This window comes from Streptomyces sp. NPDC088810 (assembly GCF_044750305.1).
GTDB lineage: Bacteria > Actinomycetota > Actinomycetes > Streptomycetales > Streptomycetaceae > Streptomyces.
The window spans coordinates 270,281-292,556 of sequence record NZ_JBIVJQ010000008.1 but is presented as its reverse complement, the minus strand read 5'-3'; the positions used below and the strand labels follow the sequence as shown (position 1 = coordinate 292,556).

22 protein-coding genes are annotated in these 22,276 nt (G+C 71.2%); 2 read left to right on the top strand and 20 right to left on the bottom strand.

All coding sequences use genetic code 11. The annotated features are described in order from the left end of the window. The first annotated feature begins 77 nt into the window (after positions 1-77). On the top strand, positions 78-815 hold the full coding sequence (locus ACIP4Y_RS25670) for a S1 RNA-binding domain-containing protein (RefSeq protein ID WP_401397658.1): 738 nt from the start codon (positions 78-80) through the stop codon (positions 813-815). 66 nt (positions 816-881) lie between these two features. Here the strand turns inward: ACIP4Y_RS25670 and metK are convergent, their stop codons facing one another. The 13 genes from metK to pyrR all read right to left on the bottom strand — a co-directional run bounded on the left by metK (position 882) and on the right by pyrR (position 15,143). Beyond that, positions 882-2,090: a methionine adenosyltransferase gene (metK, locus tag ACIP4Y_RS25665; RefSeq protein ID WP_358646192.1), complete on the bottom strand. Its 1,209-nt coding sequence runs from the start codon at positions 2,088-2,090 to the stop codon at positions 882-884. A gap of 250 nt (positions 2,091-2,340) precedes the next feature. Further along, positions 2,341-3,543 (bottom strand): bifunctional phosphopantothenoylcysteine decarboxylase/phosphopantothenate--cysteine ligase CoaBC, encoded by a 1,203-nt coding sequence (coaBC, locus tag ACIP4Y_RS25660; protein ID WP_401397654.1) that lies wholly within the window; start codon positions 3,541-3,543, stop codon positions 2,341-2,343. 128 nt (positions 3,544-3,671) lie between these two features. Further along, positions 3,672-3,944, bottom strand: a complete 273-nt coding sequence (gene rpoZ, locus ACIP4Y_RS25655) for a DNA-directed RNA polymerase subunit omega (RefSeq protein ID WP_003982715.1) — start codon at positions 3,942-3,944, stop codon at positions 3,672-3,674. A 53-nt stretch (positions 3,945-3,997) separates the two neighbouring features. Then, on the bottom strand, positions 3,998-4,555 hold the full coding sequence (gene gmk, locus ACIP4Y_RS25650) for a guanylate kinase (RefSeq protein WP_401397651.1): 558 nt from the start codon (positions 4,553-4,555) through the stop codon (positions 3,998-4,000). A gap of 60 nt (positions 4,556-4,615) precedes the next feature. Beyond that, entirely contained in the window at positions 4,616-4,939 is a 324-nt protein-coding gene (locus tag ACIP4Y_RS25645) for an integration host factor (protein WP_003977346.1), read from the bottom strand. 267 nt (positions 4,940-5,206) lie between these two features. Next, on the bottom strand, positions 5,207-6,052 hold the full coding sequence (gene pyrF / locus ACIP4Y_RS25640) for an orotidine-5'-phosphate decarboxylase (RefSeq protein ID WP_401397648.1): 846 nt from the start codon (positions 6,050-6,052) through the stop codon (positions 5,207-5,209). Continuing rightward, entirely contained in the window at positions 6,049-7,155 is a 1,107-nt protein-coding gene (locus ACIP4Y_RS25635) for a quinone-dependent dihydroorotate dehydrogenase (protein WP_401397645.1), read from the bottom strand. Before ACIP4Y_RS25635 ends, pyrF begins: the two co-directional genes overlap by 4 nt. 51 nt (positions 7,156-7,206) lie before the next feature. Further along, positions 7,207-10,515, bottom strand: a complete 3,309-nt coding sequence (gene carB, locus ACIP4Y_RS25630; RefSeq protein ID WP_401397642.1) for a carbamoyl-phosphate synthase large subunit — start codon at positions 10,513-10,515, stop codon at positions 7,207-7,209. Next, positions 10,508-11,650, bottom strand: coding sequence for a glutamine-hydrolyzing carbamoyl-phosphate synthase small subunit (carA, locus tag ACIP4Y_RS25625; RefSeq protein WP_358646179.1), 1,143 nt, complete (start codon positions 11,648-11,650; stop codon positions 10,508-10,510). Before carA ends, carB begins: the two co-directional genes overlap by 8 nt. Next, on the bottom strand, positions 11,647-12,207 hold the full coding sequence (locus ACIP4Y_RS25620; protein WP_401397638.1) for a hypothetical protein: 561 nt from the start codon (positions 12,205-12,207) through the stop codon (positions 11,647-11,649). Before ACIP4Y_RS25620 ends, carA begins: the two co-directional genes overlap by 4 nt. Next, positions 12,204-13,490 (bottom strand): dihydroorotase, encoded by a 1,287-nt coding sequence (locus tag ACIP4Y_RS25615; RefSeq protein ID WP_358646175.1) that lies wholly within the window; start codon positions 13,488-13,490, stop codon positions 12,204-12,206. Before ACIP4Y_RS25615 ends, ACIP4Y_RS25620 begins: the two co-directional genes overlap by 4 nt. A 5-nt stretch (positions 13,491-13,495) precedes the next feature. Further along, positions 13,496-14,473: an aspartate carbamoyltransferase catalytic subunit gene (locus tag ACIP4Y_RS25610; protein WP_401397635.1), complete on the bottom strand. Its 978-nt coding sequence runs from the start codon at positions 14,471-14,473 to the stop codon at positions 13,496-13,498. A gap of 91 nt (positions 14,474-14,564) precedes the next feature. Next, entirely contained in the window at positions 14,565-15,143 is a 579-nt protein-coding gene (pyrR, locus tag ACIP4Y_RS25605) for a bifunctional pyr operon transcriptional regulator/uracil phosphoribosyltransferase PyrR (RefSeq protein ID WP_401397632.1), read from the bottom strand. A 297-nt stretch (positions 15,144-15,440) separates the two neighbouring features. On the opposite strand from pyrR, the gene bldD reads away from it, so the two are divergent. Continuing rightward, positions 15,441-15,944: a transcriptional regulator BldD gene (gene bldD, locus ACIP4Y_RS25600; RefSeq protein ID WP_014671524.1), complete on the top strand. Its 504-nt coding sequence runs from the start codon at positions 15,441-15,443 to the stop codon at positions 15,942-15,944. Between the two features lie 178 nt (positions 15,945-16,122). Here the strand turns inward: bldD and nusB are convergent, their stop codons facing one another. From nusB to aroC, 7 genes are all read right to left on the bottom strand, one after another. Further along, positions 16,123-16,557 carry a transcription antitermination factor NusB gene (gene nusB / locus ACIP4Y_RS25595; protein ID WP_189300531.1) on the bottom strand — a complete coding sequence of 145 codons (435 nt, stop codon included), beginning with the start codon at positions 16,555-16,557 and terminating at the stop codon, positions 16,123-16,125. Between the two features lie 2 nt (positions 16,558-16,559). Then, positions 16,560-17,126, bottom strand: a complete 567-nt coding sequence (gene efp, locus ACIP4Y_RS25590; protein ID WP_353759039.1) for an elongation factor P — start codon at positions 17,124-17,126, stop codon at positions 16,560-16,562. Between the two features lie 50 nt (positions 17,127-17,176). Then, positions 17,177-18,283, bottom strand: a complete 1,107-nt coding sequence (locus ACIP4Y_RS25585; RefSeq protein ID WP_358647142.1) for an aminopeptidase P family protein — start codon at positions 18,281-18,283, stop codon at positions 17,177-17,179. A gap of 106 nt (positions 18,284-18,389) precedes the next feature. Next, positions 18,390-19,295: a Pro-rich N-terminal domain-containing protein gene (locus tag ACIP4Y_RS25580; protein WP_401397625.1), complete on the bottom strand. Its 906-nt coding sequence runs from the start codon at positions 19,293-19,295 to the stop codon at positions 18,390-18,392. A gap of 187 nt (positions 19,296-19,482) precedes the next feature. Further along, positions 19,483-20,574, bottom strand: a complete 1,092-nt coding sequence (gene aroB, locus ACIP4Y_RS25575; RefSeq protein ID WP_401397622.1) for a 3-dehydroquinate synthase — start codon at positions 20,572-20,574, stop codon at positions 19,483-19,485. Further along, entirely contained in the window at positions 20,571-21,080 is a 510-nt protein-coding gene (locus ACIP4Y_RS25570) for a shikimate kinase (RefSeq protein ID WP_401397620.1), read from the bottom strand. Before ACIP4Y_RS25570 ends, aroB begins: the two co-directional genes overlap by 4 nt. Before the next feature lie 5 nt (positions 21,081-21,085). Next, positions 21,086-22,270, bottom strand: coding sequence for a chorismate synthase (gene aroC / locus ACIP4Y_RS25565; RefSeq protein WP_401397617.1), 1,185 nt, complete (start codon positions 22,268-22,270; stop codon positions 21,086-21,088). Positions 22,271-22,276: the final 6 nt, after the last annotated feature.

The window sequence follows — 22,276 nt, the reverse complement described above, 5'->3', positions numbered from 1 at the left end:
ACGGCACCGACAACGGCGCCGGACGCCCGATCCCCGCCCGTCTCTCGGCCGAGCCGTCCGGGCCTGGGCTCGGCGCCATGACCGAGGTGGCGCACGGCACGGTGACGGGGTTCGAGGGCGGCGAGGTCGTCGTCCGCCTCGACGGGGACGATCCCGCGGAGCCGGCCGGCCGGATCCCCCGGCATCTGCTGTCCTGGGCTACGTTCGAGGACCCGGCGCAGGTGGTGGCGGCCGGCCGGCGCATCAGGGCCCAGGTGCAGGGGGTCGACGCGCGCAGCGGCCGGGTCGTGCTCTCCGCCGAGGCGTGCGAGGACGAGGCGCTGTACCGCCATCTGCTGCGGGCACGGCCCGGGGACGTCGTCACGGGGGCGGTGGCCGCCGTGCACCACTTCGGGGTCTTCGTGCGCCTCGACGGGGAACCGGCGCATCCCGTGTATCCGGGCACGGGTTCCGTCCGGGTGCCGGATCTGACCTGGTCGCGCATCGATCACCCGGCGGACGTGGTGCGGCCCGGGCAGCGGGTGACCGGCGAGGTGATCGCCGCCGACTCGTACCAGGGCGAGGTGGTCATCTCGCTGAAGGCCCTGCAGGAGGATCCGTGGGATTCGCTCGGCCTGGCGGTGGGCGAGGTGGTGGCGGGCCCGGTGACCAAGGTCGTCCCGTTCGGCGCGTTCGTCCGGGTCCGTCCGGCCGCCGAGGGCCTGGTCCACGTATCCGGCCTGGGCGGACGGCTGGTCGCCGAGGGGCAGGAGCTGACCGTCCGGGTCCTGGAGGTCGACCGGGTCCGGCGCCGCATCCGTCTGGCGGCGGGCTGATCCGGAAACGCGCCGGGGCCCGGCCCCCGAAGGGAAGCCGGGCCCCGGCGAACGGGCGCGTGCGGGTTACAGGCCCGCGGCGGCGCGCAGGGCGTCCACGCGGTCCGTGCGCTCCCAGGTGAAGTCGGGCAGCTCGCGGCCGAAGTGGCCGTAGGCAGCCGTCTGGGAGTAGATCGGGCGGAGCAGGTCGAGGTCACGGATGATCGCGGCCGGACGGAGGTCGAAGACCTCGTCGATCGCCTTCTCGATCTTCTCGGTGTCGATCTTGTGGGTGCCGAAGGTCTCCACGAAGAGACCGACGGGCTCGGCCTTGCCGATCGCGTAGGCGACCTGGACCTCGCAGCGGGAGGCCAGGCCGGCCGCCACGACGTTCTTGGCCACCCAGCGCATGGCGTAGGCCGCCGAGCGGTCGACCTTGGACGGGTCCTTGCCGGAGAAGGCGCCGCCGCCGTGGCGGGCCATGCCGCCGTAGGTGTCGATGATGATCTTGCGACCGGTGAGGCCGGCGTCGCCCATCGGGCCGCCGATCTCGAAACGGCCGGTCGGGTTGACCAGCAGGCGGTAGCCCTCGGTGTCCAGCTTGATGCCCTCGTCCAGGAGCGCCTTCAGCTCCGGCTCCACGACGAACTCGCGGATGTCGGGGGCGAGCAGCGACTCCAGGTCGATGTCGGAGGCGTGCTGGGAGGAGACGACCACCGTGTCGAGGCGCACGGCCTTGTCGCCGTCGTACTCGATGGTGACCTGCGTCTTGCCGTCGGGGCGCAGGTAGGGGATGGTGCCGTTCTTGCGGACCTCGGAGAGGCGCTTGGACAGGCGGTGCGCCAGGAAGATCGGCAGCGGCATCAGGGTGGGCGTCTCGTCGGACGCGTAGCCGAACATCAGGCCCTGGTCGCCCGCGCCCTGCTTGTCCAGTTCGTCGTCGTCGCCCTCGACCCGGGCCTCGTACGCCGCGTCGACACCCTGCGCGATGTCCGGGGACTGCGCACCGATGGACACGGAGACACCGCAGGAGGCGCCGTCGAAGCCCTTCTTGGAGGAGTCGTAGCCGATCTCCAGGATCTTGCTGCGGACGAGGGTCGCGATGTCCGCGTAGGCCTTGGTCGTCACCTCGCCGGCCACGTGCACCAGGCCGGTGGTGATCAGCGTCTCCACGGCGACCCGGGAGGTCGGGTCCTCGCGCAGAAGCGCGTCGAGAATGGTGTCGCTGATCTGGTCAGCGATCTTGTCGGGGTGACCCTCGGTCACGGACTCCGAGGTGAACAGGCGACGGGACACAACGCTCCCTGTGGTTGCAGCGGCTGCTGGCTGATCATTTGCGGTCGACGCGGGGCTGCGCCTGGCGTCGACCGTGAACAGTTTATCGGGCGCACTCGGTCGGCTGGCCACCGTCTCGCCTCTCGGGAGTGCTGTGACCTGCGGCACGGGCATTCTGCACAATGGCGAGCGGCCTTGGCCAGGGCCGCCACACCCGATTCGGGAGTGGCGTGAACCCGTTGCAGAGTTCCCCCGTTCGCCCGCGGAAGGGTTAGCCCAGTCGTCGTACGACCAGGTCCCAGACGGTGTCGGCGAGGGCTTCCTTGGGGCCGTGCGGCACCGGGGTCTCGCTGCCGTCGGCGCCCAGGACGACGGCCTCGTTCTCCTCGGCGCCGAAGGTCTTGCGCTCCCCCACCTCGTTGACCACGAGGAGGTCGCAGCCCTTGCGGGCGAGCTTGGTGCGGCCGTTGGCGAGGACGTCGTCGGTCTCGGCGGCGAAGCCGACGATCACCTGTCCGGGGCGGGCACGGTCGGCGGAGATCTCCGCGAGGATGTCCGGATTCCGCACCAGGACGATCGGGTCGGGGTCCTGCCCGTCCTTCTTCTTGATCTTCCCGGCGGCGTAGGCGGCCGGGCGGAAGTCGGCGACGGCGGCGGCCATGACCACGGCGTCCGCGTCCGCGGCGGCCTTCAGGACGGCCTCACGCAGCTGGACGGCGGTGCCGACGCGGACGACGTCCACCCCCGCCGGGTCGGCCAGGCCGGTGTTGGCCGAGATCAATGTCACCCGGGCGCCGCGGGCGGCGGCGGTGCGGGCGAGCGCGTAGCCCTGCTTGCCGGAGGAGCGGTTGCCGAGGAAGCGGACCGGGTCGAGGGGTTCGCGGGTGCCTCCGGCGGAGACGACGACGTGCCGGCCCGCGAGGTCGGGCGCGGCGACGCCCCGGGCCAGCACCCGGCGGCACACCTCGAAGATCTCCGCCGGGTCGGGCAGCCGGCCCTTGCCGGTGTCGACGCCGGTGAGGCGGCCGACGGCGGGCTCCACGACGACGGCGCCGCGGCGGCGCAGTGTGGCCACGTTCTCCTGGGTGGCCGGGTGCTCCCACATCTCGGTGTGCATCGCCGGGGCGAAGACGACCGGGCAGCGGGCGGTGAGCAGGGTGTTGGTCAGCAGGTCGTCGGCGAGGCCGTGGGCGGCCTTGGCGAGCATGTCGGCGGTGGCCGGGGCCACGACCACCAGGTCGGCGTGCTGGCCGATGCGGACGTGCGGGACCTCGTGGACGTCGTCCCAGACGTCGGTCGAGACCGGGTTGCCGGAGAGGGCGGACCAGGTGGCGGCGCCGACGAAGTGCAACGCGGAGGCCGTGGGCACCACGCGGACGTCATGGCCCGACTCCGTGAACCTTCTCAGCAGCTCACAGGCCTTGTAGGCGGCGATGCCGCCGCTGACCCCCAGCACGACCTTCGGCTTGTCCACGATGGCTCCTCGCCTTCGAGAATCTGCAACACCCATGACACCACCCCCATGACACACCACAGGCCCGGCAGCATGACTGCCGGGCCTGTGGATAAGTCGATCGCAATCTGAAAATAGGACTGCGAGTACTACTGCGCCGGGCCCTCGACGGCCTCGGAGGTCAGCAGACCGGCGTTGATCTCGCGCAGGGCGATCGACAGCGGCTTCTCGTGGACGTGGGTGTCGACGAGCGGACCGACGTACTCAAGGAGGCCCTCACCGAGCTGCGAGTAGTACGCGTTGATCTGGCGGGCACGCTTGGCCGCGTAGATCACGAGGCTGTACTTCGAGTCGGTCGCCTCAAGAAGCTCGTCGATCGGCGGGTTGATGATGCCCTCGGGCGCGGTGATGGAAGAGGACACGCTCTACCTTCCGATGGATGGAAAAGAATCAGACATCGTGATCACAATCACGATCACACAACGTCCATCAAGGCTAGCAGCTCGCGGGCCACGTCCTCGACGGAGGTGTTGACCAGGGTCACATCGAACTCCGGCTCGGCCGCCAGCTCGGTCCTCGCGGCCGCCAGGCGGCGCTCGATGACCTCCGGCGGCTCGGTCCCCCGGCCGGTCAGCCTGCGCACGAGCTCCTCCCAGGAGGGCGGAGCCAGGAACACCAGCTGGGCGTCGGCCAGGGACTCGCGGACCTGCCGGGCGCCCTGGAGGTCGATCTCCAGCAGGACGGGTTCGCCGTTCTCCAGCCGCTCCTGCACGGCCGCGCGGGGCGTGCCGTAGCGGTTGCCGGCGAACTCGGCCCATTCCAGCAGCTCGCCGTTGGCGATCAGCTTGTCCATCTCCTCGTCGGTGACGAAGAAGTAGTGGACTCCGTGCTGCTCGCCGGGGCGCGGCTTGCGGGTGGTCGCCGACACCGAGAGCCAGACCTCGGGGTGTTCCTTGCGCATATGGGCGACGACCGTGCTCTTGCCGACCCCCGAGGGGCCGGAGAGCACGGTCAGCCGCGGACGTTCACTCATGCAGCGATTATTCCAGCAATCCCGGAGTGCCCGGGACTCCCTGCCCGCCGGGAGGCGGACTCAGGAGCCGGTGCTGCCGAACTCACGCTCCAGGGAAGCGATCTGGTTCGAACCGAGACCGCGCACGCGGCGGCTCTCGGAGATACCCAGACGTTCCATGATCTGCTTGGCGCGGACCTTGCCCACGCCCGGCAGCGACTCAAGAAGGGCGGAGACCTTCATCTTGCCGATGACGTCGTTTTCCTGGCCCTGCTTGATGACCTCGTGCAGGGAGGCGCCGGAGTGCTTGAGTCGATTCTTGACCTCGGCCCGCTCCCGGCGAGCCGCGGCGGCCTTTTCGAGCGCGGCTGCGCGCTGTTCAGGGGTAAGGGGCGGAAGAGCCACGCCTACGTCACCTCGGATGTCGAACTGTCGGATACGGACCGGTGAGGAACCTAGTCGCCCCACACCTGGGGAGCTACGAGCAACACGCTTCGCCCGTTCACTCTGCTCGGAGACTAGCGGGCAAGTCCGCCAGAGTCAGCGAGAACAGCGGAAAAGTCCTGGTCAGCCTCCGTCAGGTCGGACATTTCAGACATAATGCCCTCGATTTGAGGATGTATTCACACTCAAGTCGGCGGGATCCCGCTCAGCCGAGCACCCAGCCGGGGCTCAGACCCCGGCGACGGCCGCCCGGATCTCGCTCGCGAACCGCTCGGCCGCCCCGCGCAGTGCGCTGACGTCGGGACCGTGACGCAGAACACCCCGGCTGACGTTCGGCACGACGTTCCGGACGGCCTGCCCGAAGACCCCGGGAAGGTCGGCCGGCGTCGCGCCCTGCGCCCCGATGCCGGGGGCGAGGAGCGGCCCGTTGATGTCCAGGTCGTACGTGGAAAGGTCGCCGAGCGTGGCGCCGACGACCGCACCGAAGGAGCCCAGCGGCTCCTCCCCCGCGTTCTCGGCCGCCAGGTGGGCCAGCATGGTCGCCCCGACGCTGCGGCCGTCGGCGCGCACGGCGTGCTGCACCTCGCCGCCCTCCGGGTTCGAGGTCAGCGCCAGCACGAACAGGCCGGCACCGCTCTCCCGGGCCAGCGCGACGGCCGGGCTGAGCGAGCCGTAGCCGAGGTACGGCGAGACGGTCAGGGCGTCGGAGAACAGCGGGGCGTCCGGGTGCAGGAACGACTCGGCGTAGGCGGCCATGGTCGAGCCGATGTCGCCGCGCTTGGCGTCCATCACGACCAGGGCGCCGGCCGCCCGCGCCTCCCGGACCGACTTCTCCAGGACGGCGAGGCCACGCGAGCCGAACCGCTCGAAGAAGGCGCTCTGCGGCTTCAGGACCGCCACCCGGTCGGCCACGGCCTCGACGACCGTGCGGCTGAACCGCTCCAGGCCGGCCACGTCGTCGTCCAGGCCCCACTCGGCGAGCAGGGAGGCGTGCGGGTCGATGCCCACGCACAGCGGGCCGCGCTCGTCCATGGCGCGGCGCAGCCGGGCGCCGAAGGGCTCCAACGGGCTCATGCGGGCTTCCTCACGTCGGCGCCGACCGCATCGGCGAGGGTGGCGTACGGGCTGGTGCGCAGGCGGGCGGCGAGGCCCTTGTGGACGGCCCGGCACCAGAAGGGGCCCTCGTAGATGAAGGCGCTGTAGCCCTGGACCAGCGTCGCACCGGCCAGGATGCGCTGCCAGGCGTCCTCGGCGGTCTCGATGCCGCCGACGCCCACCAGGGTGATCCGGTCTCCCACGCGCGCGTAGAGGCGGCGCAGGACCTCCAGGGAGCGCGCCTTGAGCGGGGCCCCGGACAGTCCGCCGGTCTGCTGCACCAGCGCCGGCGCGGAGCGCAGGCCGAGGCCCTCGCGCGCGATGGTGGTGTTGGTGGCGATGATGCCGTCCAGACCCAGCTCCACGGCGAGGTCGGCGACGGCGTCGATGTCCTCGTCGGCGAGGTCGGGGGCGATCTTCACCAGCAGCGGGACGCGGCGGTTGGCGACCGTGCGGTCGGCGGCCTCGCGCACGGCGGTCAGCAGCGGACGCAGGTGGTCCACCGCCTGGAGGCTGCGCAGGCCGGGCGTGTTCGGGGAGGAGACGTTGACGACCAGGTAGTCGGCGTACGGCGCGAGGCGCTCGGCGGACTTCACGTAGTCGGCGACGGCCTCCGCCTCCGGGACGACCTTGGTCTTGCCGATGTTGACGCCGACCACGGTCCTGAAGACCGGCCGGCGGGTGGCCAGGCGGGCCGCCACGGTCAGGGAGCCGTCGTTGTTGAAGCCCATGCGGTTGATCAGCGCACGGTCCGCGACCAGCCGGAACAGCCGCTTCTTGGGGTTGCCGGGCTGCGGCTCGCCGGTCACCGTGCCGATCTCGACGTGGTCGAAGCCCAGCATCGACATGCCGTCGATGGCGACGGCGTTCTTGTCGAAGCCGGCGGCGAGCCCGAAGGGGCCGTGCATGCGCAGCCCGAAGGCCTCCGTGCGCAGCTCCTTGTAGCGGGGCGCCAGGGCGGCCGCGACGAAGGTGCGCAGCACGGGGACGCGGGCGGCGAGGCGGATCCAGCGGAAGGCCAGGTAGTGGGCCTTCTCGGGGTCCATGCGCTGGAAGACCAGCTTGAAGAAGATGGAGTACATGGTGTCCTCGTGAAGAGGGGGACACCGTTTCCGGTGTCCCCCTCGGGGCTGCTAGTCGCGGGCCGCGGTCAGGTGGGCCGCGTGTTCCTGGAGCGAACGGACGCCCACGTCCCCGTGGTTGAGGGCGTCGATGCCCTGGACCGCCGCCGCGAGCGCCTGGACGGTCGTCAGGCACGGCACGGAGCGGGCCACCGCGGCCGTACGGATGTCGTAGCCGTCGAGGCGGCCGCCGGTGCCGTACGGGGTGTTGACGATGAGGTCGACCTCGCCGTCGTGGATCAGCTGGACGATGGTCCGCTCGCCGTTCGGGCCGGTGCCCTCGGACTGCTTGCGCACGACCGTGGCGTTGATGCCGTTGCGCTTGAGGACCTCGGCGGTGCCGGAGGTGGCCAGCAGCTCGAAGCCGTGGGCGACCAGCTCGCGCGCCGGGAAGATCATCGAGCGCTTGTCGCGGTTGGCGACCGAGATGAACGCGCGGCCCTTGGTGGGCAGCGGACCGTAGGCGCCGGCCTGCGACTTGGCGTACGCCGTGCCGAAGACGGAGTCGATGCCCATGACCTCGCCGGTCGAGCGCATCTCCGGGCCGAGGACGGTGTCCACACCGCGGCCGTGGATGTCGCGGAACCGCGACCACGGCATGACGGCCTCCTTGACGGAGATCGGCGCGTCCAGCGGCAGCTCCCCGCCGTCGCCGTTCTGCGGCAGCAGCCCCTCGGCGCGCAGCTCGGCGATGGTCGCGCCCAGCGAGATGCGGGCGGCGGCCTTCGCGAGCGGCACCGCGGTCGCCTTGGAGGTGAAGGGGACCGTACGGGAGGCGCGCGGGTTGGCCTCCAGGACGTAGAGGATGTCGCCGGCCATCGCGAACTGGATGTTGATCAGGCCGCGCACGCCGACACCCTTGGCGATGGCCTCCGTGGAGGCGCGCAGCCGCTTGATGTCGAAGCCGCCGAGGGTGATCGGGGGCAGGGCGCACGCCGAGTCGCCGGAGTGGATGCCGGCCTCCTCGATGTGCTCCATGACGCCGCCGAGGTACAGCTCCTCGCCGTCGTAGAGGGCGTCGACGTCGATCTCGATGGCGTCGTCCAGGAAGCGGTCGACGAGGACCGGCCGGGAGGGGCTGATCTCGGTCGACTCGGCGATGTAGGAGGCGAGGCGGGTCTCGTCGTAGACGATCTCCATGCCACGGCCGCCGAGGACGTACGAGGGCCGGACCAGGACCGGGTAGCCGATCTCGTCGGCGATGGCCTTGGCCTCCTCGAAGGTGGTGGCCGTGCCGTGCTTGGGCGCCGGCAGGCCCGCCTCCGCCAGGACCCGGCCGAAGGCGCCCCGGTCCTCGGCCGCGTGGATGGCCTCGGGGGACGTTCCCACGATCGGCACGCCGTTGTCCTTCAGGGCCTGCGAGAGGCCCAGCGGGGTCTGGCCGCCCAGCTGCACGATCACGCCCGCGATCGGGCCGGCCTGCTGCTCGGCGTGGACGATCTCCAGCACGTCTTCCAGCGTCAGCGGCTCGAAGTACAGGCGGTCGGAGGTGTCGTAGTCCGTGGAGACGGTCTCCGGGTTGCAGTTGACCATCACGGTCTCGTACCCGGCGTCGGACAGCGCGAAGGAGGCGTGGACGCAGGAGTAGTCGAACTCGATGCCCTGGCCGATGCGGTTCGGGCCGGAGCCCAGGATGATGACGGCCGGCTTCTCGCGCGGCGCGACCTCGGTCTCCTCGTCGTAGGAGGAGTAGAAGTACGGCGTCTTCGCGGCGAACTCGGCGGCGCAGGTGTCGACCGTCTTGTAAACCGGGCGGACGCCCAGGGCGTGCCGGACCTCGCGGACGACGTCCTCGCGCAGGCCGCGGATCTCGGCGATCTGCTGGTCGGAGAAGCCGTGCCGCTTGGCCTCGGCGAGCAGCTCGCGGGTCAGCTCGGGCGCCTCGGCCAGCTCGTCCGCGATCTCCTTGATCAGGAAGAGCTGGTCGACGAACCAGGGGTCGATCTTCGTGTACTCGAAGATCTCCTCAGGGGTGGCGCCCGCGCGGATGGCCTGCATGACCGTGTTGATCCGGCCGTCGGTGGGCCGTACGGCCTCCCGCAGCAGGGTCTCCTTGTCGCTGGGCTCGCCGGTGAAGGCGAACTGGCTGCCCTTCTTCTCCAGGGAGCGCAGCGCCTTCTGGAAGGCCTCGGGGAAGTTGCGGCCGATGGCCATGGCCTCGCCGACCGACTTCATGGTGGTGGTCAGCGTGGAGTCGGCCTGCGGGAACTTCTCGAAGGCGAACCGCGGGGCCTTGACCACCACGTAGTCGAGCGTGGGCTCGAAGGAGGCCGGGGTCTCCTGCGTGATGTCGTTCGGGATCTCGTCCAGCGTGTAGCCGACGGCCAGCTTGGCGGCGATCTTGGCGATCGGGAAGCCGGTCGCCTTGGAGGCGAGCGCGGAGGACCGCGACACGCGCGGGTTCATCTCGATGACGATCACGCGACCGTCCTCGGGGTTCACCGCGAACTGGATGTTGCAGCCGCCGGTGTCGACGCCGACCTCGCGGATGACGGCGATGCCGATGTCGCGCAGGAGCTGGTACTCGCGGTCGGTGAGCGTCATCGCGGGCGCGACGGTGATGGAGTCACCGGTGTGCACGCCCATCGGGTCGAAGTTCTCGATGGAGCAGACGACCACGACGTTGTCGTGCTTGTCGCGCATCAGCTCCAGCTCGTACTCCTTCCAGCCGAGGATGGACTCCTCCAGGAGCACCTCGGTGGTCGGGGAGAGCGTGAGGCCCTGGCCGGCGATGCGGCGCAGCTCCTCCTCGTCGTGCGCGAAGCCGGAGCCGGCGCCGCCCATGGTGAAGGACGGGCGGACGACGACCGGGTAGCCGCCGAGGGTCTCGACGCCCTTGAGGACGTCGTCCATGGAGTGGCAGATCACCGAGCGGGCGGACTCGCCGTGCCCGATCTTCTTGCGGACCTCCTCGACGACCTCCTTGAACAGGTCGCGGTCCTCACCCTTGTGGATCGCCTCGGGCTTGGCGCCGATCAGCTCGACGCCGTACTTCTCCAGGACACCGTTCTCGTGCAGCGAGATGGCGGTGTTCAGGGCCGTCTGGCCGCCCAGGGTGGGCAGGAGGGCGTCGGGGCGCTCCTTGGCGATGATCTTCTCGACGAACTCGGGGGTGATCGGCTCGACGTAGGTGGCGTCGGCGATCTCCGGGTCGGTCATGATCGTCGCCGGGTTGGAGTTGACGAGGACGACGCGCAGGCCTTCGGCCTTGAGCACGCGGCACGCCTGGGTGCCGGAGTAGTCGAACTCGGCGGCCTGGCCGATGACGATCGGGCCGGAGCCGATGACCAGGACGGACTGGATATCGGTGCGCTTAGGCACGCTGGCCCTCCATCAGGGAAACGAAGCGGTCGAAGAGGTAGGCGGCGTCGTGCGGACCGGCTGCCGCTTCGGGGTGGTACTGGACGGAGAAGGCCGGCTGGTCGAGCAGCTGCAGCCCCTCCACGACGTCGTCGTTCAGGCAGACGTGCGAGACCTCGGCGCGGCCGAACTTCGTCTCGCTGACCTTGTCGAGCGGCGCGTCCACGGCGAAGCCGTGGTTGTGCGCGGTGACCTCGACCTTGCCGGTCGTACGGTCCTGGACCGGCTGGTTGATGCCACGGTGGCCGTACTTCAGCTTGTAGGTGCCGAAGCCGAGGGCGCGGCCGAGGATCTGGTTGCCGAAGCAGATGCCGAACAGGGGCGTCCTGCGCTCCAGCACGGCGGTCATCAGCGCGACCGGGCCGTCGGCGGTGGCCGGGTCGCCCGGGCCGTTGGAGAAGAACACGCCGTCCGGGTTGACGGCGTAGACGTCGTCGGCCGTGGCGGTGGCGGGCAGCACGTGCACCTCGATGCCGCGCTCGGCCATGCGGTGCGGGGTCATGCCCTTGATGCCGAGGTCGATGGCGGCGACCGTGAACCGCTTCTCGCCGACGGCCGGGACGACGTACGCCTCCTTGGTCGCGACCTCCTCGTAGAGGCTCGCGCCCTTCATGTGCGGCTGGGCCTGCACGCGCTCCAGCAGCTCCGCCTCGGGGGCTACGCCCTCGCCGGAGAAGATGCCGGCGCGCATGGAGCCGCGCTCGCGCAGATGGCGGGTCAGGGCCCGGGTGTCGATGCCGGAGATGCCGACGACGCCCTGCCGCTCCAGCTCGTCGTCCAGGGAGCGCTTGGCCCGCCAGTTGGACGGCACGCGCGCGGGGTCGCGCACGACGTAGCCGGAGACCCAGATGCGGTTCGACTCGTCGTCCTCGTCGTTCCAGCCGGTGTTGCCGATCTGGGGGGCGGTCGCGACGACGATCTGGCGGTCGTACGACGGGTCGGTGAGGGTTTCCTGGTAGCCGGTCATGCCGGTGGAGAACACGGCCTCGCCGAAGGTCTCCCCCACGGCCCCGTAGGCACGGCCGCGGAAGACCCGGCCGTCCTCCAGGACGAGTACGGCGGGAACCTTGCCAGCTCCCCTTGTGGAGGTCGTCATCGTGCGCCTTCCGTGTCGTTGATCATCTGGTTCAGGGTGTCGACCCACTCGGTGTGCTCGGCCGCGCGGTCGGAGCGGAAACCGGAGTCGATCAGTTTGTCGCCGTGTGCCCAGGTCACCACCAGCAGTCCGCCCTCGGTGAGGACCTTGCCGGCGATGCCCTTGTCGAGGCGGGCGCCGCGCAGCGCCGCCGTGGGGACGAAGAAGTCGGCCGCTCCGGGGCGCTCGACCTCCAGGCCCGCGTCGGTCAGGGTGAGCTCGGCCCTGCTGCGGGTGCCCAGGCCGTGGGCCACGATGCGGTCCAGCCACTGCCCGGCGGTGGTGGAGCCGTGGTAGCGGCCGCTCATCGTCAGTCTCGCCTCGCCGGGCTGCTCCGGCGCGGTGGGCAGCGCAGGGAGGTCGCCCTGGAGGGTGCCGCGCCACTTCCAGCCCTCGCGCATCAGCCAGTAGACCAGCGCGATGAACAGGGCCAGTCCGACGAGCCAGCCGATGCGGGCCCCCCAGTCGGTGACCTCGGCCGACTTCTTCGCCTCGGCCAGCAGGATTGCAGGTGTCACGTGAGCTTCCCGTCGACGAGCGTGGCCTTGCCCCGCAGCCACGTGTGCGTCACACGGCCCGGCAGCTCGCGCCCCTGGTAGGGGGTGTTGCGGCTGCGCGAGGCGAAGCCCGCGGGGTCCACCCGGCCACGGTATTCCGTGTCGACGAGGGTGAGGTTGGCGGGCTCACCAGCCGAGACGGGACGGCCGTGCCCGGTGGCCTGTCCGATCTGCGCGGGCTTGGCGGACATGCGGTCGGCGACGCCGGCCCAGTCCAGCAGGCCCGTGTCGACCATGGTCTCCTGGACCACTGACAACGCGGTCTCCAGGCCGACCATGCCCATGGCGGCGGCGGCCCACTCGCAGTCCTTGTCCTCGTGCGGGTGCGGGGCGTGGTCGGTGGCGACGATGTCGATCGTGCCGTCGGCGAGCGCCTCGCGCAGGGCCAGCACGTCGCGCTCGGTGCGCAGCGGCGGGTTGACCTTGTAGACGGGGTTGTAGGTGCGCACCAGCTCGTCGGTGAGCAGCAGGTGGTGCGGGGTGACCTCGGCGGTGACCTGGATGCCCCGGGACTTGGCCCAGCGGACGATCTCGACGCTGCCGGCGGTCGAGAGGTGGCAGATGTGGACGCGGGAGCCGACGTGGTCGGCGAGCAGTACGTCCCGCGCGATGATCGACTCCTCGGCGACGGCCGGCCAGCCGCCCAGGCCCAGCTCGGCGGAGACGACGCCCTCGTTCATCTGCGCGCCCTCGGTGAGGCGCGGTTCCTGCGCGTGCTGGGCGACGACACCGCCGAAGGCCTTCACGTACTCCAGCGCGCGGCGCATGATCACGGCGTCGTCCACGCACTTGCCGTCGTCGGAGAAGACGGTGACGCCGGCGGCGGACTCGTGCATGGCGCCCAGCTCGGCGAGCTTCCTGCCCTCCAGGCCGACGGTGACGGCGCCGATGGGCTGCACGTCGCAGTAGCCGTGCTCCTTGCCGAGCCGCCAGACCTGCTCGACCACACCGGCGGTGTCGGCGACCGGGAAGGTGTTGGCCATGGCGAACACGGCGGTGTAGCCGCCGCTCGCCGCCGCGCGGGTGCCGGTGAGGACGGTCTCGGAGTCCTCGCGGCCGGGCTCGCGCAGGTGGGTGTGCAGGTCGACCAGGCCGGGGAGGAGCACCTTGCCGTCGGCCTCGACCACCTCGGCGCCCTCGGCGGACAGGCCGTTGCCCACCTCGGCGATGGTCTCGCCGTCGATCAGGACGTCCTGCGGCGCGCCGCCGAGCACCTTCGCACCACGGATCAGGATCTTGCTCATGTGTCTTACTTCTCCTCGGTACGAGAGTGGGTCACGGCAGGCTCGTTCCCGCCCAGCAGCAGGTACAGGACGGCCATCCGGATGGAGACGCCGTTGGCGACCTGTTCGACGGCGGTGCAGCGGTCGGAGTCGGCGACCTCGGCGGTGATCTCCATGCCGCGGACCATCGGGCCGGGGTGCATCACGACGGCGTGCTCGGGCAGCTTGGCCATGCGGTCGCCGTCGAGGCCGTAGCGCCGCGCGTACTCGCGCTCGGTGGGGAAGAAGGCCGCGTTCATGCGCTCGCGCTGGACGCGGAGCATCATCACGGCGTCGCACTTGGGCAGCGCGCTGTCGAGGTCGTACGAGACCGCGCACGGCCAGGACTCGACGCCGACCGGCACCAGGGTGGGCGGGGCGACCAGGGTGACCTCGGCGCCCAGGGTGTGCAGCAGGTCGACGTTGGAGCGGGCGACCCGGCTGTGCAGGACGTCACCGACGACGGTGATCCGCTTGCCGGACAGGTCCTGGCCGAGCCCGGCGTCGCGGCCGATCAGCCGGCGGCGCATGGTGAAGGCGTCCAGCAGCGCCTGGGTGGGGTGCTGGTGGGTGCCGTCGCCGGCGTTGATGACGACGGCGTCGATCCAGCCGGAGTTGGCGAGGCGGTACGGGGCTCCGGAGGCGCCGTGCCGGATGACCACGGCGTCGACGCCCATGGCCTCCAGGGTCTGCGCGGTGTCCTTCAGGGACTCGCCCTTGGACACCGACGAGCCCTTGGCGGAGAAGTTGATCACGTCCGCGGACAGCCGCTTCTCGGCGGCCTCGAAGGAGATCCGCGTGCGCGTGGAGTCCTCGAAGAAGAGGTTGACGATCGTCCGGCCGCGCAGGGTCGGCAGCTTCTTGATCGGCCGGTCGGCCACCCGGGCCATCTCCTCGGCGGTGTCGAGGATCAGGACGGCGTCGTCGCGGGTGAGGTCGGCGGCCGAGATGAGATGACGCTGCATCTGTCAGGCTCCGTAAGGCAGTTCAAGTGAGGAGATGTACGGCAAACCGGCGCGTGTGCGGGCATGCCGAAGCAGCCCGGCGCCCGGGTTGCTACTGGCCGGCCTTCACACCGAGCAGCACGGTGTCGCGACCGTCCTCCTCGGCGAGCTGGACCTTGACCGTCTCCCGCAGCGACGTGGGGAGGTTCTTGCCGACGTAGTCGGCGCGGATGGGCAGTTCGCGGTGGCCGCGGTCGACCAGGACCGCGAGCTGCACCGCGCGCGGGCGCCCGATGTCGTTCAGGGCGTCGAGGGCGGCACGGATGGTACGGCCGGAGAAGAGCACGTCGTCGACGAGGACGACCAGCTTGCCGTCGATGCCGTCACCGGGGATGTCGGTGCGGGCCAGCGCGCGCGGGGGGTGCATGCGCAGGTCGTCGCGGTACATGGTGATGTCGAGCGAGCCGACCGGGACCTTGCGGTCGGTGATCTGCTCCAGCTTGGCGGCGAGCCGCTGGGCGAGGAAGACACCCCGGGTCGGAATGCCGAGGAGCACCACGTCGTCGGCGCCCTTGGCGCGCTCGACGATCTCGTGGGCGATGCGGGTCAGCACCCGCGCGATGTCGGGGCCCTCGAGAACGGGCCGGGCATCGGACGCTTGCGCGTGCGCAGGCGAGTCGTGCTTGTCCATACGAAACGGACCTCCTTCTCCGCCTCACGGGACGGACCTTAAAGGACGTCGGAATTGCGCCACCTACCGTAGCAGGTCACCGGGCGGGCCTCCGCCACCCCCCGGGCACGCCCGTGGCACCCTTGTGTCACCCCGTTTTCACCCGCTTGGCCCAACCGACCGCCACTACCACGGAAGAGTCGGTGTGGACCATTCGGCTTGACGCACAAGAGTCACGCTGCGTAACCTCACAGTGAGTTACCAGCCGCGCGGCGGGAAGACAGTCCGGTCGCGTCGACACAGTGTCCGGGGAGCTATATGTCCAGCGAATACGCCAAACAGCTCGGGGCCAAGCTCCGGGCCATCCGCACCCAGCAGGGCCTTTCCCTCCACGGTGTCGAGGAGAAGTCCCAGGGTCGCTGGAAGGCCGTGGTGGTCGGTTCGTACGAGCGCGGCGACCGCGCCGTGACCGTACAGCGACTGGCCGAGCTGGCCGATTTCTATGGCGTTCCGGTGCAGGAGCTCCTGCCGGGCACCACGCCGGGCGGCGCCGCCGAGCCGCCGCCGAAGCTGGTCCTCGACCTGGAGCGGCTGGCCACCGTGCCGGCCGAGAAGGCGGGCCCGCTGCAGCGCTACGCGGCGACCATCCAGTCCCAGCGCGGTGACTACAACGGCAAGGTGCTCTCCATCCGCCAGGACGACCTGCGCACACTCGCCGTCATCTACGACCAGTCCCCCTCGGTCCTCACCGAGCAGCTGATCAGCTGGGGCGTCCTGGACGCGGACGCGCGTCGCGCGGTCGCCACCCACGAAGAGGCGTAAGCACTCCACAGCCTCAGCAGAAACGTGCCGCCGGGGTGGCCGGAACCATGCGGTTCCGGCCACCCCGGCGGCGTTTCTGCGCGCGCTGCAGGATTCAGTGCGGGATGCGCCGCGGGAACGTCGGAGGGCCCGCAGCACAGGCGTGCTGCGGGCCCTCCGACGATGGCGTGTCGGGCGGTCAGGCCTCGTCCCGGCGCAGGGACGGCTTGAGCTCCTTCAGGCGGCCCAGCAGTCCGTTGACGAACGAGGGCGACTCGTCGGTCGAGAACTCCTTCGCCAGCTGCACCATCTCGTCCAGGACGACGGCGTCCGGGGTCTCGTCGACCCAGATCAGCTCGTACGCGCCCAGCCGCAGGATGTTGCGGTCCACGACCGGCATACGGTCGAGCGTCCAGCCCACCGCGTACTGGGCGATCAGCTCGTCGATCCGCTTCGCGTGCACGGCGTAGCCCTCGACCAGCTGCATCGTGTACTCGCTGACCGGCGGCTGCCGGGTGTCGGACCGGGACAGCCGGATCCAGTCCGCCAGGACCGTCAGGACGTCGGCGCCGCGCTGGTCGCCCTCGAAGAGGATCTGGAAGGCGCGCTTGCGGGCCGTGTTGCGGGCAGCCACGGTTAGCTGTTCACCCGGCCGAGGTAGTCGCTGGTGCGGGTGTCGACCTTGATCTTCTCACCGGTGGTGATGAAGAGCGGGACCTGGATCTGGTGGCCGGTCTCCAGGACGGCGGGCTTGGTGCCACCGGTGGAGCGGTCGCCCTGGACGCCCGGCTCGGTCTCCTGGACGGTCAGCTCGACGGCGGCCGGCAGCTCGACGAAGAGCACCTCGCCCTCGTGCTGCGCGACGGTGGCCGTGAAGCCCTCGATGAGGAAGTTGGCGGCGTCGCCGACGGCCTTGCGGTCGACCATCAGCTGGTCGTAGGTCTCCATGTCCATGAAGACGAAGTACTCGCCGTCCATGTACGAGAACTGCATGTCGCGCTTGTCGACAGTGGCCGTCTCGACCTTGACACCGGCGTTGAAGGTCTTGTCGACCACCTTGCCGGAGAGCACGTTCTTGAGCTTGGTGCGCACGAAGGCGGGGCCCTTGCCGGGCTTGACGTGCTGGAACTCGACGACGGACCAGAGCTGGCCGCCTTCGAGCTTGAGCACCAGGCCGTTCTTGAGGTCGTTCGTGGAAGCCACGGTTGCGGAATCTCCTGGACTGACGTGGACGACCCCGGGGGCACGCACTCCTACAGCGCGAGCAGCTCCTTGGTCGTGATGGTGAGTAGCTCGGGTCCGCCGTCCGCCTCGGGGCGCACGACGAGCGTGTCATCGATCCGGACGCCGCCCCGGCCCGGGAGGTGGACCCCCGGTTCGACGGTGACCGGCACGCAAGCGTCCAGTTTACCCATGGCTGAGGGAGCCAACTGCGGGTCCTCGTCGATTTCGAGTCCGACACCGTGGCCGGTCAGCGGTGGCAGGGCCTCCGCATAGCCCGCGGAGTCGAGCACCTGACGGGCCGCGCGGTCGACGTCGCGGTAGGCGGCGCCGGGCGCCAAGGCCTCGCGTCCGGCCCGCTGAGCGGCGAAGACGAGGTCGTAGAGCTGGATCTGCCAGTCCGCGGGCGAGGTACCGATGACGAAGGTACGGCCGATCTCGCAGCGGTAGCCCCGGTAGGTGGCGCCGAGGCACACGGAGAGGAAGTCGCCCTCCTCCACTCGCCGGTCGGTGGGGCGGTGGCCGCGGCGGCCGGCGTGCGGTCCGGTGGCCACGGAGGTGGAGAAGGCCGGTCCGTCGGCGCCGTGGTCGACCAGGCGCCGCTCCAGCTCCAGGGCGAGGTGCCGTTCGGTGCGGCCGACCAGGATGGACTCCAGCAGCTCGCCGAGGGCCTGGTCGGCGATCTCGGCGCCGATGCGCAGGCAGGAGATCTCCTCCTCGTCCTTGACCACTCTGAGCTGCTCGACGGCTCCGCCGAGGTCGGTGAGGCGGAGCTTGGGGGCGACGGAGGCGATGGCCCGGTGCCGGGCGACGGTGAGGTGGTGTTCCTCGACCGCCAGGGAATCGGCGTCCTGACCGGCGGCGATGCCTGCTGCCGCGACGGCGGCGTCACCGTCGTTCGACGCAAGGACGTGCAGGCGCAAATTCTCGTCCGGCCTGCCTTCGTGCGGGCGGTCGTCCGGCGGGCCGGCGCAGACCAGGAGATCCTCGCGTCTGCCGAGCAGCAGGACGGCGCCCTGCGGGGCTGCGGCGGCGAGGTAGCGGACGTTGGCCGGGCGGGTGACGAGCGCTGCCGCGGTGCCGGCCGCGTTGACATGGTCCCTCAGCCGGGATCGGCGGTTCGCGTACACCTCTGACATGAGATGAGCGTAGGAGTTTTGTGCGGGTTGTGCCGATTCGTGGGGGCCGAGTGGGGCTGCGGGGCAGGTGGAGGGTGGTGCGGTCGTGCCCCCCGGTCACCCCCGCTCACCAGCTCGGTGGGCTCGCGATCGCTCTGGCCAGAACCTCGTCCAGTACGCGGGCCGTGCCGGGGACGTCCAGCTGGGAGTTGTCGATGATCGGCAGGCCCGAGCCGTACCAGCCGGCCATGCGGCCGTGGATGCGGGCCACCTCCTCGTCGGTGAGGCGGCGGTTGCCGGTGCGTTCGGCGTTGCGTTCCAGGACGATGTCCAGGCCCGGCAGGAGGACCACCGGGAGCAGGCCGGGGCCCACGTGCCGCTTCCAGCCGCCCAGGCCCACGACCGGGCGGTCCGGGAAGACCGCGTCGTCCAGGATGCAGGAGATGCCGTTGGCGAGAAAGTTGCGGGCGGCGAAGCCGCAGGTGCGGCGCGCCAGGCGGTACTGGGCCTCGGAGTGGTCGTTCCAGCCGGACTGGGGGTCGGCGAAGCCCGAGCGGACCCATTCGCGGACGTCGTCCAGGCTGATGTGGGCCGTGGGGGCGCGGCGGTGGTCCGCCCAGTACTTGGCGACGCTGGTCTTGCCCGCGCCGGCCGGGCCGATGAGGAGGACGGCGAGGGTGGTGGCCGTCGGGTCCGGTGCGCTGGCCGCGGCGGGCGGCGCCGCGGGCGCGCCGACCGGACCGCCGGGCGGCAGCGGGACGTGCCCGGTGGTATCGGGGGTCGGCGGGCCGGAGGTGTGCTGCGGGGGCGGCGGCACGGAGACGGACGGTGCCGGGGGCTGCTGCGGGGTGGGCGGCACGGGGCCCGACGGGGCCGCGAAGCCCGGCACCGGGGGCGGCGGGGGAACGGGAGCGGGCCCCTGGGAGGTGCCCGGGTGCGCACCCGGGTGGTGCGCGGCCGGCGCCCAGCCGGCGTGCGGTCCCTGCCCCGGCTGGTGGGGCGGCGGCAGCGGAGACCCCACTGCGTGCTGCATCCGTTGCCACTCCGTCTCGTACAGGCGATGCGTGCCGGCAGCGAGGCGTGCCCCGCTCCCTACCGAACGGTACCGTCCCCGGCCGTCGTTTGGTGAAACGGCCGGGGGCGGCCCGAAGTGCCCGGTGGGCGAGGGAAATCGGACGCGGGGGAACGGCTCCAAGGAACGGTCCGGGACGGACCGGGAGTTACTGGCCGACCTCGCCGTAGGCGGCGAGGAGCACGGCCGGGTCCGGGCCCTCCAGGACGGTCGGCCTGGCCAGCCCGTCCAGGACGATGAAGCGCAGCAGGTCGCCGCGGGACTTCTTGTCGACCTTCATCGTCTCCAGCAGCTTGGGCCACTGGTCGTAGCGGTAGTGCAGCGGAAGGCCGACGGACTCCAGGATGGTGCGGTGGCGGTCGGCCGTCGCATCGTCCAGACGGCCCGCCAGGCGGCCCAGTTCGGCGGCGAAGTGCATGCCGACCGCGACGGCCGCCCCGTGCCGCCACTTGTACCGCTCGTTCTTCTCGATCGCGTGGCCGAGCGTGTGGCCGTAGTTGAGGATCTCCCGCAGGCCCGACTCCTTCAGGTCCGAGGAGACGACCTCCGCCTTGACCCGGATCGACCGCTCGATCAGCTCGGCCGTGTGCGGGCCCGCCGGGGTGCGGGCGGCCTCCGGGTCGGCCTCGATCAGGTCCAGGATCACCGGGTCGGCGATGAACCCCGCCTTGATGACCTCGGCGAGACCGGAGACGTAGTCGTTCACGGCCAGGGAGTCCAGCGCCGCCAGATCGCACAGCACGCCGGCCGGCGGGTGGAAGGAGCCGACCAGGTTCTTGCCCTCGGCGGTGTTGATGCCGGTCTTGCCGCCGACCGCCGCGTCCACCATGGCCAGCACGGTGGTCGGGACGGCGATCCAGCGCACCCCGCGCAGCCAGGTCGCGGCGACGAACCCGGCCAGGTCCGTGGTCGAGCCGCCGCCGACCCCGACGATGGCGTCGGTGCGGGTGAAACCGCACTGGCCGAGCGCCTTCCAGCAGTAGGCGGCGACCTCGGCGGTCTTGGCCTCCTCGGCGTTGGGCACCTGGATGGCGACGGCCTCGTAGCCCTGCTCGGCCAGATCGGCGCGCAGCGCCTCACCTGTCTCGGCCAGCGCCTCCGGGTGGATCACGGCGACCCGCTTGGCCCGTTCCCCGATCAGCCCGGCCAGCTCGCCCAGCAGCTGCCGGCCCACCAGTACCTCGTACGGGTCGGTGCCCGCGGTACCGGCCACCGGGATCCGGGTGACTGCCTCGCTCATACCTGCTTCAACTCCAGTGCGTCCCATGCCGCCTGTGTGACCTCTTCGGGCGTGCGGCCGTCCGTCGCCACGACGGCGGTGGCGACCTCCTCGTACAGGTGCCGGCGCGCCTCCATCAGCTCCCGCCACTGCTTGCGCGGGTTGACCGCGAGCAGCGGGCGGGCCACGTTCAGGCCGGTGCGCTTGACGGCCTCCTCGACCTCCATCGACAGGTAGATCACCCGGTGCCCGGCCAGCAGCGCCCGCGTGTCCGGGTCGAGGACCGCCCCGCCGCCGAGTGCGACGACACCCGGGTGCTCGGCGAGCGCGGCCCGTACGGCGGCCTTCTCCAGCGCGCGAAAGGCCGCCTCGCCCTCGTCCACGAAGATCTCGGCGATCGTGCGGCCCTCGGCCGCCACGATGTCCTCGTCGGTGTCCCGGTAGCCGACGCCGAGGCGCTCGGCGAGCAGCCGGCCGACGGTGGACTTGCCCACGCCCATCGGACCGACCAGGACGACCGCAGGCATGCCGCTCACCTGATCGCCAGGCTGTCGAGGTACGACGTCACGTTGCGGCGGGTCTCCGGCACGGAGTCACCGCCGAACTTCTCCGCGACCGCGTCCGCGAGGACGAGCGCCACCATGGCCTCGGCGACGATGCCGGCCGCCGGGACGGCGGAGACGTCGGAGCGCTGGTGGTGCGCCTGTGCGGGCTCGCCGGTGGTGACGTCCACGGTCCGCAGCGCGCGCGGCACGGTGGCGATCGGCTTCATCGCGGCACGCACCCGCAGCAGCTCACCCGTGCTGAGGCCGCCCTCGGTGCCGCCCGAGCGGCCGGAGACGCGCCGGATGCCCTCCGGCGTGCTGACGATCTCGTCGTGTGCCTGGGAGCCGGGCACGCGGGCCAGCTCGAAGCCGTCGCCGACCTCGACGCCCTTGATCGCCTGGATGCCCATGAGCGCGCCGGCGAGGCGGGCGTCCAGCTTGCGGTCCCAGTGCACGTGCGAGCCGAGGCCGACCGGGACGCCGTAGGCCAGCACCTCGACCACGCCTCCCAGGGTGTCGCCGTCCTTGTGGGCCTGGTCGATCTCGGCGACCATCGCCTTCGAGGTGTCCGCGTCGAGGCAGCGCACCGGGTCCGCGTCGAGCTTCTCGACATCGGCCGGGGTGGGGTGGACGCCCTGCGGGGCCTTCACGGAGCACAGCTCGACCACGTGGGACACGATCTCGATGCCGGCGGTCTCCTTCAGGTACGACCGGGCGACCGCGCCCAGCGCGACCCGGGCCGCCGTCTCCCGGGCCGAGGCGCGCTCCAGGATCGGCCGGGCCTCGTCGAAGCCGTACTTCTGCATGCCCGCCAGGTCGGCGTGGCCGGGGCGGGGGCGGGTCAGCGGCGCGTTGCGGGCCAGCCCCGCGAGGACCTCGGGGTCGACCGGGTCCGCCGCCATGACCTGTTCCCACTTCGGCCACTCGGTGTTGCCCACCATGATCGCCACCGGCGAGCCGAGGGTCAGGCCGTGCCGGACACCGCCCAGGAAGGTGACCTCGTCCCGCTCGAACTTCATGCGGGCACCGCGGCCATAGCCGAGCCGCCGCCGCGCCAGGTGGTCCGCCACCATGTCCGTGGTGATCGGCACGCCGGCGGGAAGACCCTCCAGCGTCGCGACAAGTGCGGGACCGTGGGACTCCCCCGCGGTCAGCCAACGCAGCCTGCTCAACGGTGC